Origin of the sequence: Chromohalobacter sp. HP20-39, assembly GCF_033052815.1 — a bacterium.
GTDB lineage: Bacteria > Pseudomonadota > Gammaproteobacteria > Pseudomonadales > Halomonadaceae > Chromohalobacter.
This window is the reverse complement of sequence record NZ_JAWHTP010000003.1, coordinates 556,795-572,957: the sequence shown is the minus strand read 5'-3', so window position 1 is coordinate 572,957 and position 16,163 is coordinate 556,795. Positions and strand designations below refer to the sequence as shown.

The window sequence follows — 16,163 nt, the reverse complement described above, 5'->3', positions numbered from 1 at the left end:
GATGCCACGCTTTGCCATGCTTCTGCGCCTGGCATTGCCGATCATGGGCGGCATGCTCTCACAGAGCCTTCTCAACCTGATCGATGCAGCGCTGGTCGGCGCCCTCGGTGATACGGCGCTGGCCGGCGTGGGAATCGGCGGCTATGGCATGTTCATGGTCACCGCGCTGCTGTTCGGCCTGTCCTCGGGCGTACAGTCACAGACGGCGCGCCGACACGGCGAGCGCCTCACGATGCAACGCGCCGAGGCACTCAACGCTGGCCTCATCATCGCGCTATGCTTGGCCATTCCTCTAAGCCTTGCGGGGTTCTGGCAAGCGCCGCGTCTAATGGCATGGCTCAACGATACACCCGCCATTCGCGAGATCGCGACGAGTTATTTCCGCTGGCGCATTGTGGGCCTTTTACCGGTCGCGTTGACCTTCTGTTTTCGCGGCTATTGGTACGGCATCCAACGCACCGATGTGTACTTGCGTATCATGTTAGTCACCCAGGTCGTCAACGTGGCGGCCAGCGCGGGACTCATTTATGGCTGGGCCGGCCTGCCGCGCCTGGGGCCTTCCGGTGCGGGAGCCGGTACCACCTTGTCCCTTCTCCTCGGCGTGATACTGTGGGCCTTGCTCAGCGTGCGCCAGGCGCGCGCTAGCGGCTTTCTGGCCCGATGCCCGTCGCTGCTCGTGGGGCTCAACACCTTGCGCCTGGCGGCGCCGCACTCCCTGCAGCAATTCTGCTTCGCGGCGGGTTACGCCATGCTGTTCTGGATTCTAGGCCATATCGGTGGCGCGAGCGTGGCGGTGGGCCATGTACTGGTCAATCTTTCATTGCTGATGATCCTGCCCGGTGTCGGCCTGGGGCTTGCCGCGATGAGCCTGGTGGGACAATCACTGGGGCAAGCCTCTCCCGAGGAGGCGCACCGCTGGGGATGGGACGCCGTGCGTCTCGCCTGGCTATGCCTGGCACTGCTGGCACTCCCCATGCTGGTAGTGCCCGAATTGCTGCTGGGGCTATTCTTCCATGACGATAGGCTGGTCGCCTTGGGCAGTTTCCCACTGCGCTTGACCGCCATCATGATCGTACTCGATGCAGCCGCCATCGTACTCGCGCAGGCGCTGCTGGGCGCAGGGGCTCATCGCGCGGTGATGAAAACCACGTTGCTGCTGCAATGGCTGGTGTTCTTGCCACTGGCATGGTGGATCGCCGTCACGCTAGACTACGGTCTGGCCGGGATCTGGTGGGTTCAGCTAGGCTATCGATGCGCAAATTCCCTATGTTTCGTGGCAATTTGGCAACGTCGGCGCTGGCAATCGCTCGCGGTTTGACCGCGCGGCCTTTTTAATAACATAAATGCAATAAGCTATTATTATTTATTCTTTCAAAGAATATAGAAGGCAGGGTAAGGTGCCCTGCTACGGCAATCCATGTGACTAGCAGGACACCGCCTGTATGTATCGGTACGACACGTACGACCAAACACTCGTCGACGAACGCGTCGCCCAGTTCCGCGACCAGATGCGCCGCTATCTCGAAGGCAAGATCAGCGACGATGAGTTTCTGCCGCTGCGCGTGCAGAATGGCCTTTATATTCAGCGCTATGCGCCGATGCTGCGCATTGCTATCCCCTACGGCATGCTGGCCTCCTATCAATTGCGCAAGCTGGGTGAGATCGCAGCGCGTTACGATCGCGGCTACGGTCATTTCACCACGCGCACCAATCTGCAACTGAACTGGCCGAAGCTTGAGGACGTACCAGATATTCTGGCGGATCTGGCCAGCGTGCAGATGCATGCCATTCAGACCAGCGGCAACGACATCCGCAACACCACTACCGATCAATTCTCCGGCATTGCCGCCGACGAGGACGTCGATCCACGTCCATGGTGTGAGCTGATTCGTCAGTGGTCGACTTTCCATCCGGAATTCGCCTACTTGCCACGCAAGTTCAAGATCGCCGTGACCGGTGCCGAGGAAGACCGCGCAGCCATTCAGGTGCACGACGTCGGCCTGCGCTTCTGGCGCAATAGCGATGGCGATGTCCGCGTCAAGGTGCTCGCCGGTGGCGGTCTGGGCCGTACGCCGATGATCGGCGCCGTAATGTGCGACGACCTGCCGTGGCAACACCTGCTGACGTATCTCGAAGCCATCTTGCGCGTCTATAACCAGTACGGTCGGCGCGACAACAAGTTCAAGGCACGCATCAAGATTCTGGTCAAGGCGCTGGGCATCGACGAGTTCCGGCGCCGCACGGAGGTGGAATGGGCCCATATCAAGGATGGCCCCCAGACGCTGACCGACGAGGCGATCTCCGCCGTAACCGGTCACTTCGTCGAGCCGCCTCGTCGCGACGTTGCCGAGGACGCCATCCAGGCCTACGAGCGCCTGCGTGGAGAAAACCGCGCCTTCGCCCGCTTCGTGACCAATAACGTCACCGATCACAAGGTCCCCGGTTACAAAGCCGTGACGCTATCGCTCAAGCGTCACGACCATTCGCCCGGCGACGTGACCTCCGAAGACATGGCTGCCGTTGCGGACCTGGCCGACGAGTTCGGTTATGGCGAGCTACGCGTCACGCACGAGCAGAATCTGGTGCTGACCGATGTGCCGGTGGACCGCATGGAAGAACTCTGGCAACGGCTCGAGACGCTGGGCATGGCCAATCCCACTGTGGGTACCCTGGCCGACCTGATCTGCTGCCCGGGCGGCGACTACTGCTCGCTCGCTAATGCCAAGTCGATCCCGGTTGCCCAGGAAATCCAGCAGCGCTTCGAGAACCTCGACTTCCTGTATGATCTGGGGCCGCTGGAACTCAATATCTCCGGCTGCATGAACGCTTGCGGACACCACCACGTGGGTCATATCGGCATTCTTGGCGTCGACAAGAAGGGCGAAGAGTATTACCAGATTTCACTGGGCGGTAGTCAGGGCAACGAGTCGTCACTAGGCAAGATTCTGGGTCCGTCTTTCTACCGGGAAGACGTGACCAACGTGATCGACAAGCTGTTGAAAGTCTATGTCGGCGAACGTACGCCCGACGAGACGTTCCTCGATACCTATCGTCGCATCGGCTTGAAACCCTTCAAGGAGCATGTCTATGCCTGAGCAGTCGCGTACCCTGATCGCCGATCGCCGGGTCCTGGAAAACAATTGGGTACTGCTTGAAGAAGGTGCGCCACGTCCCGAGAACGCACGCATCATCGTTGCGTTGCCGGAGTGGCAGGCAGCACCCGGCGATGATGTCGCACCGCTGCTTGCCAGCGATACCGAGCTTACGCCCGAACTCGCCGAGCAGCTGCTTGATGCACCGCTGATCGCCATCGACTTTCCCAAGTTTACCGATGGACGCGGCTACAGCATTGCGCGTCAGCTTCGGGAGCGCTATGGATATTGCGGTCAGATCCGCGCAGTCGGGGATGTGCTGATCGACCAGTTGTATTACATGTCGCGTTGTGGCTTCGATGCTTTCTTGCTGCGCGAGGATCAAGTCGTTGAAGACGCACTCAATGCCCTGGACACGTTCAGCCTAAGCTACCAGCCTGGCACCGACACACCGGAGCCCTTGTTCAGACGGCGTATGCGCGAAAGCGCTTGATACTGACCAGATACTGGCCGACGCATGCTTAAACGAGAACGCCGTCGGCCTTTTCCTCGCTTCTTTCTCGATTTTCTCCCTCGATAGAAAGGGAATCAGCCTCGCCGTTTCTGCTGACGTTCGCGATTTCTGGCACGAGCCCGCTCCGACTTGCGCAACATGGCATACGTCGCACCCAAGCCGCCGTGACTTTTGTGCGCCGATACATAGGCCTGCACTTCATCAAACTGCGCCAGCCATTTGCCGACGTAGGAGCGGGCGACATTGGCGGGTCCTTCAGCGTCCTTACTGCGGCCATGCACGATCAACACACAACGCAGTTCATGCTCGCGTGCATCTCGTATGAAGCGAAACAACTCACGCCGACAGGCTTCAAGCGGCATTTTCTGCACGTGCAGATACGCCTCCGGGGCATACCCGCCATGACGCAAGCGTTCAAGCACGCCGATCTGGATGCCATCCCGACGATACTCGATGGGATCGGCAGGCCCTGCCAACTCGACGAATTCATCGGATAAGAAATTACTCTCCGCCTCGTCGGCCTCGGCCTGAGCACGGCGGGCCAATTGAGCCTCAGAGGGAGTGGAAGGTGAGTGTTCGAAATCCGCCTTGTCACGTCCCTTGGTCAGGGGTTGGACATCGTCCCCCAATGCTTGCCGAAATAGATCGTCTCGCATGTGCTGACTCATTGGCTTGCTCTCCTATGCCCCATAGTCTCGGGCAGCCTCGTCGGTTCCCAAGCTAACGAGATAATGCCACACTCCCCGACCCTGGCGGCAAGCGAAACGCGGGCGCCCTTACTTCACCATTCGTCCGCCGCCTCGCGCTTCAAGAACTAGGGAGATGTCTATGCGCTGGGTATACAGAACCGGGCTCGTCGTCATGATCGCTATTGCGATCGGATTCGGCTACTTTTGGTACACTTTTCAGAGCCCCTATGGCTATGAAGCGCCCACCAATCCGCCGATCGTGGATCGTCGCCTCGAACATCACACGGTATTCGTCTACGGCACCCTGCGTTATGCCCCAATTCGCTGGCTGGTCATGGGACGTGCCGGCACCGCGACACCCGCTACGCTTCCAGGTTATGTCCGTGATGAACTGGATATTTCTCCGGCGCCGAACAAGCAGGTCGACGGGTATACGCTTTCCATCACGAGCGATGAACTCAAACAACTGGACCGATACGAACACTTGGGAAAACGCTATCGACGCGTAAACGTCAAACTCGCCAGCAACCAAAGTGCTTGGGTCTACCAACGGCTATGAAAACTTTTGTATTTTATGTTTGGAGCTCATGGTAGATAACGGTATAAAAGCATGCATAGGCTTCAGCATTCCCGAGGCGGTTGCAGTAAGGAGGCCATGGGCTGCGTCAACACCTGCTGGCGGTGATCCTCGGCTTCCTGGAGTGCAGCATGCACGAGCGTCATTTCACTCATCGGCGCTTCATCACCAAGTGGCACCGGCCATGGCATGGCGCGCTGAAACTCCCAGAGTGTCAGGACGCCCAGGTCGCGCCCTAGCATCCAACGATCGTTATCGAGTTGAGTCGCTATCCCAATCTTCTGTAGGGGCGCCATCACGTCTGCGTACCGCAGCCCAAGACACATCGACAACTCTCGATCCGCAAGCGATCGCCCCTGCTGATGCGCTTCATAAAGACGCGACACTACGCCCAGGGCTTGCCAGAATGGTGGCCAGTAGCGCCATTCGACACGTCGCCGCTCACTCAGCCAGGCCGCGAGCTCTGCCCCCACCAATACGATCGCCCAGGACAGGAACACCCATATCAAAAACAAGGGCACGGCGGCGAAGGTGCCGTAGATCACTTGGTAGGAAGGAAAATAGGTGACATACAGCGAAAAAGCGCCCTTGGCAAGTTCCAGTGCCAGCGCCGCCACCCCGGCCCCGGCCATGGCATGCCGAAACCGCACGCGGCAGTTGGGAACTGCCATATAGATGAAGACGAAAGCAGTAAAACTCAGTGTCAGTGGCAACAGGCGCAGGAAGGCCGCTGGCCCGCCCAGTACGTCCGCAGCACCGCGCACCAATGTCAATGACGCCAGGTAGGAAGACAACAGAAACCCCGAGCCCACCAGCAGCGGGCCGAGTGTCAACACCGCCCAATACAGCAGAAAGCTGGACACCCCCCGCCGACTGCGCGAAACATGCCAGATCGTGTTGAACGCCCTTTCGACGGTGACCATCATCATAACCGCTGTCACCAGAAGGAAAATCAGCCCGATCAACGTCAGGCTACGCGCCTGGCGAGAGAAATCACGCAGGTGCTCGACCAGCGACGATCCCGTGGCAGGCACGAACTGGCTAAAGATCAGGCCCTGAAGCTGTTCGCTGATTCCCTGAAAGCTGGGAATGGCCGACAGCATCGCATAAACGACGGTCATGAAAGGAACCACGGCGAACAAGGTGGTATAAGTCAACGCCGAGGCGGTCTTGAGCCCATCGTGAGAATCGAAACGCTGTATCAGTTCACGCAGGCTGCGCAGGATGATAATGGGCCAGCGGCGGTCGAGGAGTTGTGGGCGTCGCATGTGGCGCTCTACAATGCATGGCTAATTATTTGATTCGTCACCCCAGTTGCCGGAGTTAAGGCATGACGACTTTGACACTTTACCACAACCCGCGCTGTTCCAAGTCACGAGAGGCCTTGGCCCTGCTCGAAGCCCATCACATTGATGTCAATGTGCATCGCTACCTCGACGACCCACTCGACATCACGCACCTTCGTGGACTCGCACAGCGGCTCGAGGATGGCGTACCGGCTCTGGTTCGCACCAATGAAGCCCAATGGAAAGCCTTGGCGCTCCAGGATCCCAGCGACGAAGAACGCTTGCAGGCCATTGCCGTCTATCCTCGACTCATGCAACGCCCGATACTCGACGATGGCACGTACGCCCGCATCGGTCGTCCCCCGGAAGCCCTTCTCGACATGATCGAATGACCGATGCTCCCCCGACATGAGGCCCCCATGACACGTTCCGCTTCTGAAACACCCTATGTACTCGTACTGTTCTATTCGAGGCACGGCGCCACGCGAGAAATGGCGGAGCAACTCGCCGCCGGCGTGGAAAGCATTTCCGGCATCGCAGCGCGGCTACGCACCGTGCCTCCCGTGTCCACAACATGCGAAGCGGTCGACCCAGAAATCCCCGCCGAAGGTGCCGTCTACGCGACTCTCGACGACCTCCGCCACTGCCATGGTCTGGCACTGGGTAGCCCTACACGGTTCGGCAACATGGCCTCGCCCCTCAAATATTTCCTGGATAACACCAGCGAGCTCTGGTTGAACGGCGTCCTCGCCGATAAACCCGCCACCGCGTTCACCTCTACGGCCAGCCTGCACGGCGGACAGGAAGCTACACTATTGACCATGCTAATCCCCCTGCTGCATCACGGCATGGTCTACGCAGGCGTGCCCTATCGCGAGACACGACTGCTGACGACGCAATCCGGCGGCACCCCCTATGGCACGAGCCATCTTGCCGGGGCACAAGCCGATCGCCCACTGGATGGCGACGAAACGGCACTGGCACGTGCACAGGGCGAGCGGCTGGGACGCCTTGCCTTGGCCATGCGTTCGCTGCATGAGGCGACATGATGCGTCAACAGCTCGATCAATTGGCGACACGCCACGGGTTAGCATATGTCACGACGCAGGCACGTCGAGGCGTCTGGGGCAGCTTGGCGGCGCTGGCTATCTTGCAACTTCTCGGCGGCTGGCAGCTATATGCCAGCGGTCAGATCGGCCTGATGCCGATCGCCGTCCGCCTCTTGCCGCTGGTGCTCTTTTTGCCCCCTATTATCACCCGGCGCCCGCGTGGACATGTCATGCTAGCGTTCGTCAGCCTGCTGTATATCTTGCAAGGGCTGATGATCGCCCAGCTACCGGGGCGGCTGGCCTGGGGGACGTTGGAAACACTCGCCGCCCTCGCCTTGTTCGTCAGCGCCGCAGCATATGCGCGCTGGCGCCGACAACAACTGACAGGCTGAGCAATGCCGTTACGTCCGTCGAGCTGCCTCATTCTCGCGATGCTCGTCGTCAGTATCGTCTGCTCATTGCTGCACCTGCCCCTATGGCCGGCCGCGATTCTTGGATGGGTAGCCACTCTACGCCTGAGTTTGCAACTGCCGCGAGCTTCCCGGCGACAAGCGATGTGGCTGGGTCTTGCCGGGATGATCATTTGGGCAATCGCTTTATGGCGCGAGACTCCGGCCTCGCTAATTGCCGGATTCAGTGTCAACCAGCCCTTGCTGATGATGTTCGCCGGTGTCAGTTTCCTCTCCATGGCCCGCCCCATTGACGGCAGCGATACATCCGGCGAACGGCGCGGCAGCTTCTGGGGCACGTTGCTGGGCGCTCACCTCTTCGGGGCGGTCATCAATATTTCCGTGCTGTTTCTGTTCGGAGACCGCATGCAGCGCCAGGGACGCCTGACACGCCAACAGGCCATTGTTCTCGGGCGCGCCTTTCCGGCAGCCGCAGCCTGGTCGCCGTTCTTCGTCGCCATGGGGGTCGCCTTGACCTATGCGCCCGGGATCGACTTCCTTGCATTGCTCCCATGGGGGCTTCTAGCGTCGTTGCTCCTGCTGGCCTTGGTGACAGTCGACGCATTGCGTCTGCCCGGTGAATTCATCGGCTACCCCCTTGGCAAGAGAAGCCTTATGTTACCCGGCGTACTGGCGCTGAGCGTGATAGTGACGCACTTCATCTGGCCGAACTTGTCCATTCCCTTGATCATCAGCATCGTATCGCCACTGTTCGCCACCCTGCTGATTCCCTCGCGTGAAAGGCGTGACCGTTTACGCAAACAACTCAATGAAGGGTTGCCGCGTCTCGGCCCGCAGTTTTCGCTATTTCTCGCCGCCGGGCTCATCTCGAGCGGTCTCGCCGCACTACTGGCCAGTGCACCGGAACGGCAACTCCTGCCACTTGATCATTTCGGGAGTTTCGCTGCCTGGATCACGCAAGGTATTCTCGTGGTATTGGCGTTCGTGGGTATCCATCCGCTTGTCGGCATCGCCACGATCGCGCCGCTGGTGCAACCTCTGGGACCGGACCCGACCTTACTGGGCATGCTATTTCTCATGAGCTGGGCGCTGGGAACCGGGTGCAGCCCCTTGTCGGGCAGCAATCTCGCGTTATGCGTTCGTTACGGTATCAAGTCGCGGGACATGCTGCGCTGGAACTTGCCCTATGCCGTCCTCGGCTGGCTGGCATGCGGGACGGTCTTTGCCTTGTACGCCTGGTGGCAGACACCTTGACCCCTCCGCGACGACATAAGGATGACGTTCATGTTTCGCGCGCTCATCATGGATGAAGTCTATGTCATCGACGCGATGACTTTCCGCGATCTCGACCGTCTGAAACGCTATCCTGATTGGCATGACCGCATCCGCTTTGATACGCCGTGGGGAGAGGCCTGGTGTTATGTCATGCGCATGCTACCCGATACGGGACCCCTTCCGCATGGCGACTGGCACCTACGCGAATGAGACGGAATGCCGCCGCCCAATGAAGATGAATGCACACTTAGGAGAGGAAGACCATGAATTACGATATCGCTGATCTGCGACGCGATTATGCCGGCGAAACACTCTCCGACGAGCACACGCCGGCATCACCCATAGACTTGTTTCAAGCCTGGTTTTCGGCAGCACGCGAGCATGAGCCTCAAGATCCCAACGCCATGACATTGGCCACCGTCGATAGTCAGGGGCTGCCCCATGCCCGCGTGGTGTTGCTCAAGCATTTCGACGAGGCAGGCTTCGTGTTTTTCACCAACTATCAGAGCCACAAGGGCAGCGAGTTGGCGAATGTTCCTCATGCCGCTCTAGTGTTCTGGTGGCCCACACTGCACCGGCAGGTACGTATCGAGGGGCGCGTGGAAAAAGCCGAGGCCAATATTTCGGATGAGTATTTCGCCAGTCGTCCTCGGGACAGCCAGCTAGGCGCATGGATTTCCCAGCAGAGCGTAGAAATTCCCGATCGCGAGTGGCTAGAGGAACGCAAGCAGCGTTTCGAACAGGTCTATGCCGATCAAAGCGTCGAGCGCCCACCTCATTGGGGAGGGTATCGCGTTCGGCCGCTTATTCTGGAGTTCTGGCAAGGTCAGTCCAACCGTCTCCACGACCGTATTCGCTACCGCCACCACGAACAGGACGCAGCCTGGAGCAAAACGCGCCTGGCGCCCTAATCTCACGACTACCTCATCCAGCGCGTTGGCCAGCCCACCATGAAAAACGCCCGATCCACGCAGGACCGGGCGTTCAACTTGAAAGGCTAGCGCCAAAAGGCGCCTACCTATCAGTATCAGCTATCGCCGTTTACCCACTCAGCGACGACATCGGGATGGTTTTCCACCCACTTCTTGGCATTTTCATACGGATCGGAGTCTTCTTTCTGATTCATGAGCATGACTTGGCCCATTTGCTCCGGTGTCCACTCGAAGTTATCGAGGATCGCATAGGCACCCGGCATATCTTCCTTGAGACCCTTGCGTGCGATCGTACTAATGTGCTCTGCGTCACCAAAGACGTTCTTGGGATCGTCCAGGTACTTGAGGTCCCAGCGCGAGAACATCCAGTGCGGCGTCCAACCGGTCACCACGATATCTCGATCATTCTGGATAGCATTGGACAATGCAGCTGTCATCGTAGCGCCACTGCCCGACTGGAGGTTGATCTCATCACCAAGATCATACTCTTTGATAACCTCTTCGGTGAGTCCCATCAACCCCGCACCAGGATCTATACCGATGATCTCACCATTGATCATATCCGCCTTGTCATCCAAGTTAGCGACGGATGAGATATCGGTATAATCAGGTACAACAAGGCCCAGTTTCGTACCCTGGAGGTTTGGACCAAGATTGACGACCTTGTCTTCCACCTTGTTGAGATACTGCTTATGCGTTGTAGGCAACCAAGCCGCCACCATGCCATCGGCATCACCATAGGCCACGGCTTGCCACATGGCAGCAGCGGAAAGTGACGACATCTCGACGTTGTACCCTTGTTGTTCGAGTACCGCGCGAACCACATTGGTGGAAGCGACTTCGGAAGCCCACTCGACATAAGCGAGCGTGATATCACCCTTGCTATCCTGCGCTTGCGCGATGCCCGCATTGAGCCCTGCACCGGCGGCCATCATGATGGCGCCATAGCGTACGGCTTTCGTCAATGAAGTGCGTGTCATCGTCTTTCTCCTTCTCTTATTGATGGGAGATCTTGCCGGAACGACCAATTGGCCGTTCCTTTTCGAGCCCATGCTCGATACATGGCGTTTTATTACGCCTTGCTTCTTAGCTAGCTTTCTTTTTCGGCTTGCGAAGGGCTTGCGTGATGCGATCCAGCAACATGGCAAGAATCACCACAGCAATACCGGCTTCGAAGCCATCGCCGGGCCGCAGGCGCTGAATGGCGCGCCACACCTCGCTACCCAGGCCATCGGCCCCGATCATCGCGGCGATTACCACCATCGACAGCGCTAGCATGATCGTTTGATTGATACCGGCCATGATCGTCGGCAAGGAAAGCGGAAACTGTATCTTGATCAGCTTCTGAGTACGCGTGGCACCGAACGCATCCGCCGCCTCTATCAAGTCATTGGGGACCTGTCGAATGCCCAGCGTCGTAAAGCGTATCGCCGGCGGCATCGAAAAGATCACCGTGGCGAAAATGGCCGACACCGAACCAATACCGAAAAACGGAATGGCCGGAATCAGATAAACGAACGCCGGCATGGTCTGCATGAAATCCAGAACCGGCATGATGACACTATAGAAGCGATCCGAAATGGCCGCGAACACCCCGAATGGCATGGCAATCACCACCGCGACCACGGTGGCGATCACCACCAGCGTCAAGGTCTCGATCATCGGATTCCAAAGGCCGAGATTCCAAATCAAGGACAGACCCAATACCGCCCCGATGCCTAGTCGCAGGCTGGCAACCCGCCAGCAGATCACCGCGATGATTGCCATCAGCGCCCACTCGGGCAACCACATGAGAGCATCGTTAAGCGCTGAGATACCCGTTTGGGTAACACTGGAAATTCCTCGTGTCACATTGGAATAATGCGACGTCAAAAAATCGAGACTACCCTCGATGGCATCGCCGAGGGGAATGCGTGGAATATCGATCGCCATCAGTGCTCTCCCGCTTCAGCCAGTTTTTCAAGTACCGCACCCTTCACGACCACACCCAATAGACGCTGGTTGTCGTCGACGATGGCAATCGGATAGCTTTTATCATTGAACATGGCAAAGAGGTTGTTCATCGGCTCATCCGGACCGGCCTTCGGGAAGTCGTTCTGGATCAACTCGCTGATCGTCTCCTTGCCCGCCTTGGCGGCGGCATCGACCTCGTCGACATTCACGATCCCCATCAGGGTACGATCACGACCGATGACGTAGATGGAATCCAGCCCATTGTCGCTCATCTTGCGTAACACGGTGCGCGGCCCATCGCTATCACGTGCCGTAGCACGCACGGGACGCATGGCACTGTTGGCCGTGAAGATGCGCGACATATCCACGCCTTCGACGAAGCGTGCCACGTAATCGTCAGCGGGCCGCGTCAGAATCTCTTCAGGTGTGCCACTCTGCACGATTTCGCCATCCTTGAGCAGGATGATGCGATCGCCGATGCTGATTGCCTCGTCGAGGTCATGGGTGATGAAGATGGTGGTCTTCTTCATGCGATGCTGCAGCTCGATCAACTCTTGCTGCATATCCTTGCGGATTAGCGGGTCAAGCGCCGAAAACGCCTCATCCATCAACATCACGGTTGAGTCGTTGGCCAGTGCACGGGCCAAACCGACACGTTGCTGCATGCCCCCCGACAGCTGACTCGGATAGGCATCTTCCCATCCATCGAGGCCCACCTGCTTGAGCGAGTTACGCGCGCTTTCCACGCGTGAGTTTTTCTCGACGCCGCGCACCTCAAGACCGTACTCAGCGTTTTCCTGCACGGTTTTATGCGGAAATAGTGCGAAATTCTGGAAAACCATCGAGAAATGACGCCGGCGACATTCCAGGAGCTCTTTCTCGCTGAGCTTGGGAATGTTCTGACCGTCGATCACGATATCACCCTCGGTGGGCTCGATGAGGCGATTGAGACAACGAATCAGCGTCGATTTCCCGGAACCCGACAGCCCCATGATGACGAGGAGCTCGCCCTCACGTACGTCGAAGTCAATATTTGAAAGACCCAAGGTCTGGCCGGTTTTTTCAAGAATCTCGGGGCGCTTTTTCCCCTGGTTACGCAGCTCGAGCGCTTTTTTAGGCTGGGAGCCAAACACCTTGCTCAGGCCGCGCACCTGAATCTTGATATTCGTTTCGTCCGTTTCAGTCATAGGCTTGCCTGCTTTGGTCAAGTCGTCGCCATGCTCTTGCTAAGCAAGAGCGCTCGGCAATGTCACGTTGTCACGTTGCGAGTACCTGGCGGGTCAGTCTCCTGGCTCTTGTTATGGTCATGGAGATGATGAGAGATGATCATGAAGATAAAATTTCGTTATGCTTCGTGTCGAATCATACCTACTTATTGATATCGCTTCAAATAAAAACAACTGATGATTGATCCATGGTTCAATAACCCAGGCCGCGTCATCACGCGTCTCGATCATACCCAATCGCTCGTCACGTCAAGCGACGAAGCCGACCTTCAGCAGCTTCGCCGCGACATCGGCAGACAGACAAGCCCGTCAGTCAGGCTGGCTTTCCAGACGGTGACGTTGCCAATCGTTGCTGGGCTCGTTGAGTCGCAAGGAAGCCTCGACCACCTGATCCTCCATGTTATAGCGGAAACTAAAGCCCAGGTGTTTCAATAACGCTCGCATGGGCTGATTGTCGAGCATCACGGTGCCGACCATCTCGAGGATGCCGAGGCCCTTGCAGTAGCGGATCATCTTTTCCATCAGCAGGCTGCCGAGGCCATGCCCGTGGAGATCATCGCGGATGATCACGGAAAATTCAGTGCGTATATTGTCAGGATCGTTCCACACTCGCACCACGCCCAACATTTCCTTACTGCCATCGGGTCGCGCATGCTCGGCGATAAATGCCATCTGGCGGTCGTAGTTGATCTGCGCCAGCACCGCCAGATCGCGCTGCGTCAGATCCGCCTTATGGTGGAAATAACGAAAGCGAATGCTTTCCTCGGAGAGCCGCTCGTGGAATAGCGTGATCAGCGGCGCGTCCTCTCCCCGAATCGGGCGCACTTCAACATCCATGCCATTGCCCAATACCCGCCATTCACGCAGCTCCTCGGGATACGGCATGATCGCATGACGCGCGGGCTGCCCTAGGTCCATGGCAAAGTCCACCGCCACGACACCATCACGGTTGAGCAATAATGGATTAAGCTCCAACCCTTGGAGTTCGGGCAAATCCGACGCCATCTGCGAGAGCTTGACCAGCAATTCGCAGAGGCGCTCGACGTCCTGTTCGGGATCGGAGGCGTGCTCACGTATCAGGCGGTACGCATGCGTACGCGATACCAGCTCGTTGGCCAGCGTCATGTTCAGAGGCGGCAAGGCCACCTGACGATCCGCCAGCACATTGATCTTGTAACCGCCGATACCGAAGACAATGACCGGCCCAAACACCGGGTCACGCGTGATGCCCGCGCAAAGCTGCATGGATGCCTTGCCGCGCTGCATGCGTTGCAGGCAATAGCTAAAAATCGGGCTTTCGGGGAATTTTTCGCGGACTTTGTCGCCCAGACGCCGTACGCCATCGGCCACCTGCTCCGGCGTTTCGAGGTCTTGCAGCAGGCCCGAGGAGAGCTTATGCGGATGCCTGCGGTAGCGAAACGGCACGCAGTTATGCGCATGCACGATTTTCAGTGCCATGGGGCCATTGATGTCCCGTGCCGCTTGAAGCGCTTCCTCGGGACCGAAGACATACTGGCTCGGCGCCGACGGTATGCCATAGGCGGCCAGGACCTCGGCGGTTTCCTGATGCGTCAGGCGATCACGCTCACGCTGCTTGGCCGAGGCGATCAAACGATGGCAGCGGGCGCGGATGTCAGGTTTTGTTGTGAAGGGCAGGCTTGGCGGCGTTTCCTGCAGGAGCGTCTGCACACGCTGATAATCGACCATGTGCATGAAAGCCTTGACCGCTTTTTCCGGGGAGATATAGGTCGGGATGCCCGCCAGATTGCACTCATGGCGTGCCTTGAGCGCTTCCTCGAGTCCCATCCAACTGGTCAGCAGGTTGCGCTTGAAGCGTTTGCGATTGGCGATCAGTGCTTCGGCCGTGATTTTGGAAGGCGCCATACGCGTAGGTGCGTGCACCACCAGTACGGCGTCCACGTTGGCATCGGCCGCCACGATCTCCAGCGCATCGACGAATCGCTCGGGCGAGGCGTTACCGCCCAAATCGACGGGATTACGTCCGGGCAAGCTGACATCGAATTCACCCTGCACCAGCGCATCGCGAGTAACATCGGTCAATTCCGCCAGCTTGCCGCCAGCGATCACCAGCTTGTCGATCGCCAAGAGCGCCGGCCCTAGCCCATTCGCCACGATGGCCAAGCGATCACCGCGCAGCGGCCGCATGCGCGTCAGTGTTTCCAATGCATCGAACAACTCATCGGAATCATCCACGCGCACGACCCCGGCGCGCGCCAGCGCTGCGTCGAATATCACGTCGCGATTATCGATCCCCGGCGTCTGCGGTTCATGCGTCAGTGTCGACTGCACCGAGCGTCCGCTTTTGATCGCCAGCACCAACCGGTGTCGCGAGGCATCGCGCAGCGCGGTCATGAAATGCTGCGCGTCGTGCACCCGCTCCAAGTGCAGAAGCAAGGCGCGTGTCGGCGAGTACTGGTTGATGTAATCCATGAGGTCGGACAACATCACATCGACGCTGTCACCCAGTGTCACCAGATGCGAAAAGCCGATGCCGCGCCCCGCAGCCCAGTCGATCATGGCATTGCCGAGCATACCCGATTGCCCCAGGTAGGCGACGCGCCCTGCCTTGATCGGCTGGCTGGCATAAGTGGCGTTGAGCTTGCTGCCCGGCACCACGATCCCCAGGCACTCCGGCCCCAACACGCGGATCCCCGAGCGCAGCGCCGCCTTGAGCATACGCTCTCGCAGCGAGCCGCCATCCTGGGTGCGATCATCGAGATAGGAGCCTCCGGAAAGCACCAAGGCCGCGCGTGCCCCCAGCTTGCCCAGCGCTTCGATGGTCGAAGGCACACCTTCCACTGGATTGCAGAGGATCGCCAGGTCCGGCACGGCAGGCAAATCCGCAATACGCTTCACACAGGCCGCCCCATACACCGTGTCATAACCGCGCGGGTTCACCGCCCACAGCGTGCCGGAAAACCCCGCTTCGAGCAGGTTACCCAGCACCATGCCGCCCATCGAATGCGGCTTTTCCGAAGCGCCGATCACCACCACGCTATGTGGCTCGAAGAAGTGACGCAGAAAACGCGTTCCCACAGCAATCTCTCCCGCTTGATCAGACCTTGCCGCTCACCATCGCGCGCGGACGGCCTAAACTCAACATGGGCCTCTCGTCACAGCCGCGATGACATGGCATCGT

16 protein-coding genes are annotated in these 16,163 nt (G+C 58.6%); 10 read left to right on the top strand and 6 right to left on the bottom strand.

From position 1 onward, the window contains the following. The first annotated feature begins 1 nt into the window (after position 1). The 3 genes from RVY79_RS09395 to RVY79_RS09385 all read left to right on the top strand — a co-directional run bounded on the left by RVY79_RS09395 (position 2) and on the right by RVY79_RS09385 (position 3,585). Positions 2-1,318 (top strand): MATE family efflux transporter, encoded by a 1,317-nt coding sequence (locus tag RVY79_RS09395; RefSeq protein ID WP_317463862.1) that lies wholly within the window; start codon positions 2-4, stop codon positions 1,316-1,318. Positions 1,319-1,442: 124 nt separating this feature from the next. Continuing rightward, positions 1,443-3,095, top strand: a complete 1,653-nt coding sequence (locus RVY79_RS09390; protein ID WP_317463861.1) for a nitrite/sulfite reductase — start codon at positions 1,443-1,445, stop codon at positions 3,093-3,095. Further along, positions 3,088-3,585 carry a DUF934 domain-containing protein gene (locus tag RVY79_RS09385; protein WP_317463860.1) on the top strand — a complete coding sequence of 166 codons (498 nt, stop codon included), beginning with the start codon at positions 3,088-3,090 and terminating at the stop codon, positions 3,583-3,585. Before RVY79_RS09390 ends, RVY79_RS09385 begins: the two co-directional genes overlap by 8 nt. A 95-nt stretch (positions 3,586-3,680) precedes the next feature. Here RVY79_RS09385 and smrA read toward each other — a convergent pair whose 3' ends face one another. After that, positions 3,681-4,274: a DNA endonuclease SmrA gene (smrA, locus tag RVY79_RS09380; RefSeq protein WP_317463859.1), complete on the bottom strand. Its 594-nt coding sequence runs from the start codon at positions 4,272-4,274 to the stop codon at positions 3,681-3,683. A gap of 160 nt (positions 4,275-4,434) precedes the next feature. Here smrA and RVY79_RS09375 point away from each other — a divergent pair, with 160 nt between their 5' ends. Next, on the top strand, positions 4,435-4,854 hold the full coding sequence (locus tag RVY79_RS09375; RefSeq protein WP_317463858.1) for a gamma-glutamylcyclotransferase family protein: 420 nt from the start codon (positions 4,435-4,437) through the stop codon (positions 4,852-4,854). Between the two features lie 62 nt (positions 4,855-4,916). On the opposite strand, the gene RVY79_RS09370 is transcribed toward RVY79_RS09375, so the two are convergent. Next, positions 4,917-6,140 (bottom strand): YihY family inner membrane protein, encoded by a 1,224-nt coding sequence (locus tag RVY79_RS09370; RefSeq protein ID WP_317463857.1) that lies wholly within the window; start codon positions 6,138-6,140, stop codon positions 4,917-4,919. 62 nt (positions 6,141-6,202) lie between these two features. Between RVY79_RS09370 and RVY79_RS09365 the strand changes: the two genes are divergently transcribed. Genes RVY79_RS09365 through pdxH form a run of 6 tightly spaced genes read left to right on the top strand, consistent with a single transcriptional unit; the run spans position 6,203 to position 9,803 of the window. Then, the gene (locus RVY79_RS09365; RefSeq protein ID WP_317463856.1) at positions 6,203-6,550 is read left to right on the top strand and encodes an arsenate reductase family protein; all 348 of its coding nucleotides are present in this window, start codon (positions 6,203-6,205) and stop codon (positions 6,548-6,550) included. Positions 6,551-6,577: 27 nt separating this feature from the next. Then, on the top strand, positions 6,578-7,207 hold the full coding sequence (gene wrbA, locus RVY79_RS09360; RefSeq protein ID WP_317463855.1) for an NAD(P)H:quinone oxidoreductase: 630 nt from the start codon (positions 6,578-6,580) through the stop codon (positions 7,205-7,207). Then, on the top strand, positions 7,204-7,599 hold the full coding sequence (locus RVY79_RS09355) for a DUF2069 domain-containing protein (RefSeq protein ID WP_317463854.1): 396 nt from the start codon (positions 7,204-7,206) through the stop codon (positions 7,597-7,599). Before wrbA ends, RVY79_RS09355 begins: the two co-directional genes overlap by 4 nt. A gap of 3 nt (positions 7,600-7,602) precedes the next feature. Further along, complete coding sequence (locus tag RVY79_RS09350; RefSeq protein ID WP_317463853.1) at positions 7,603-8,871, top strand: hypothetical protein; 1,269 nt, start codon at positions 7,603-7,605, stop codon at positions 8,869-8,871. A 30-nt stretch (positions 8,872-8,901) separates the two neighbouring features. Next, entirely contained in the window at positions 8,902-9,102 is a 201-nt protein-coding gene (locus tag RVY79_RS09345) for a gamma-glutamylcyclotransferase (RefSeq protein ID WP_317463852.1), read from the top strand. A 53-nt stretch (positions 9,103-9,155) separates the two neighbouring features. Continuing rightward, a complete protein-coding gene (gene pdxH, locus RVY79_RS09340) occupies positions 9,156-9,803 on the top strand; it encodes a pyridoxamine 5'-phosphate oxidase (protein WP_317463851.1) in 648 nt (215 codons plus the stop codon). Between the two features lie 116 nt (positions 9,804-9,919). Here pdxH and RVY79_RS09335 read toward each other — a convergent pair whose 3' ends face one another. The 4 genes from RVY79_RS09335 to RVY79_RS09320 form a co-directional block, all read right to left on the bottom strand. Then, a complete protein-coding gene (locus RVY79_RS09335) occupies positions 9,920-10,804 on the bottom strand; it encodes a glycine betaine ABC transporter substrate-binding protein (protein WP_317463850.1) in 885 nt (294 codons plus the stop codon). Positions 10,805-10,910: 106 nt separating this feature from the next. Further along, on the bottom strand, positions 10,911-11,756 hold the full coding sequence (locus RVY79_RS09330; RefSeq protein ID WP_317463849.1) for a proline/glycine betaine ABC transporter permease: 846 nt from the start codon (positions 11,754-11,756) through the stop codon (positions 10,911-10,913). Next, the gene (locus RVY79_RS09325; RefSeq protein WP_317463848.1) at positions 11,756-12,964 is read right to left on the bottom strand and encodes a glycine betaine/L-proline ABC transporter ATP-binding protein; all 1,209 of its coding nucleotides are present in this window, start codon (positions 12,962-12,964) and stop codon (positions 11,756-11,758) included. Before RVY79_RS09325 ends, RVY79_RS09330 begins: the two co-directional genes overlap by 1 nt. A gap of 348 nt (positions 12,965-13,312) precedes the next feature. Further along, on the bottom strand, positions 13,313-16,060 hold the full coding sequence (locus RVY79_RS09320) for a bifunctional acetate--CoA ligase family protein/GNAT family N-acetyltransferase (protein WP_317463847.1): 2,748 nt from the start codon (positions 16,058-16,060) through the stop codon (positions 13,313-13,315). Positions 16,061-16,163 lie beyond the last annotated feature (103 nt).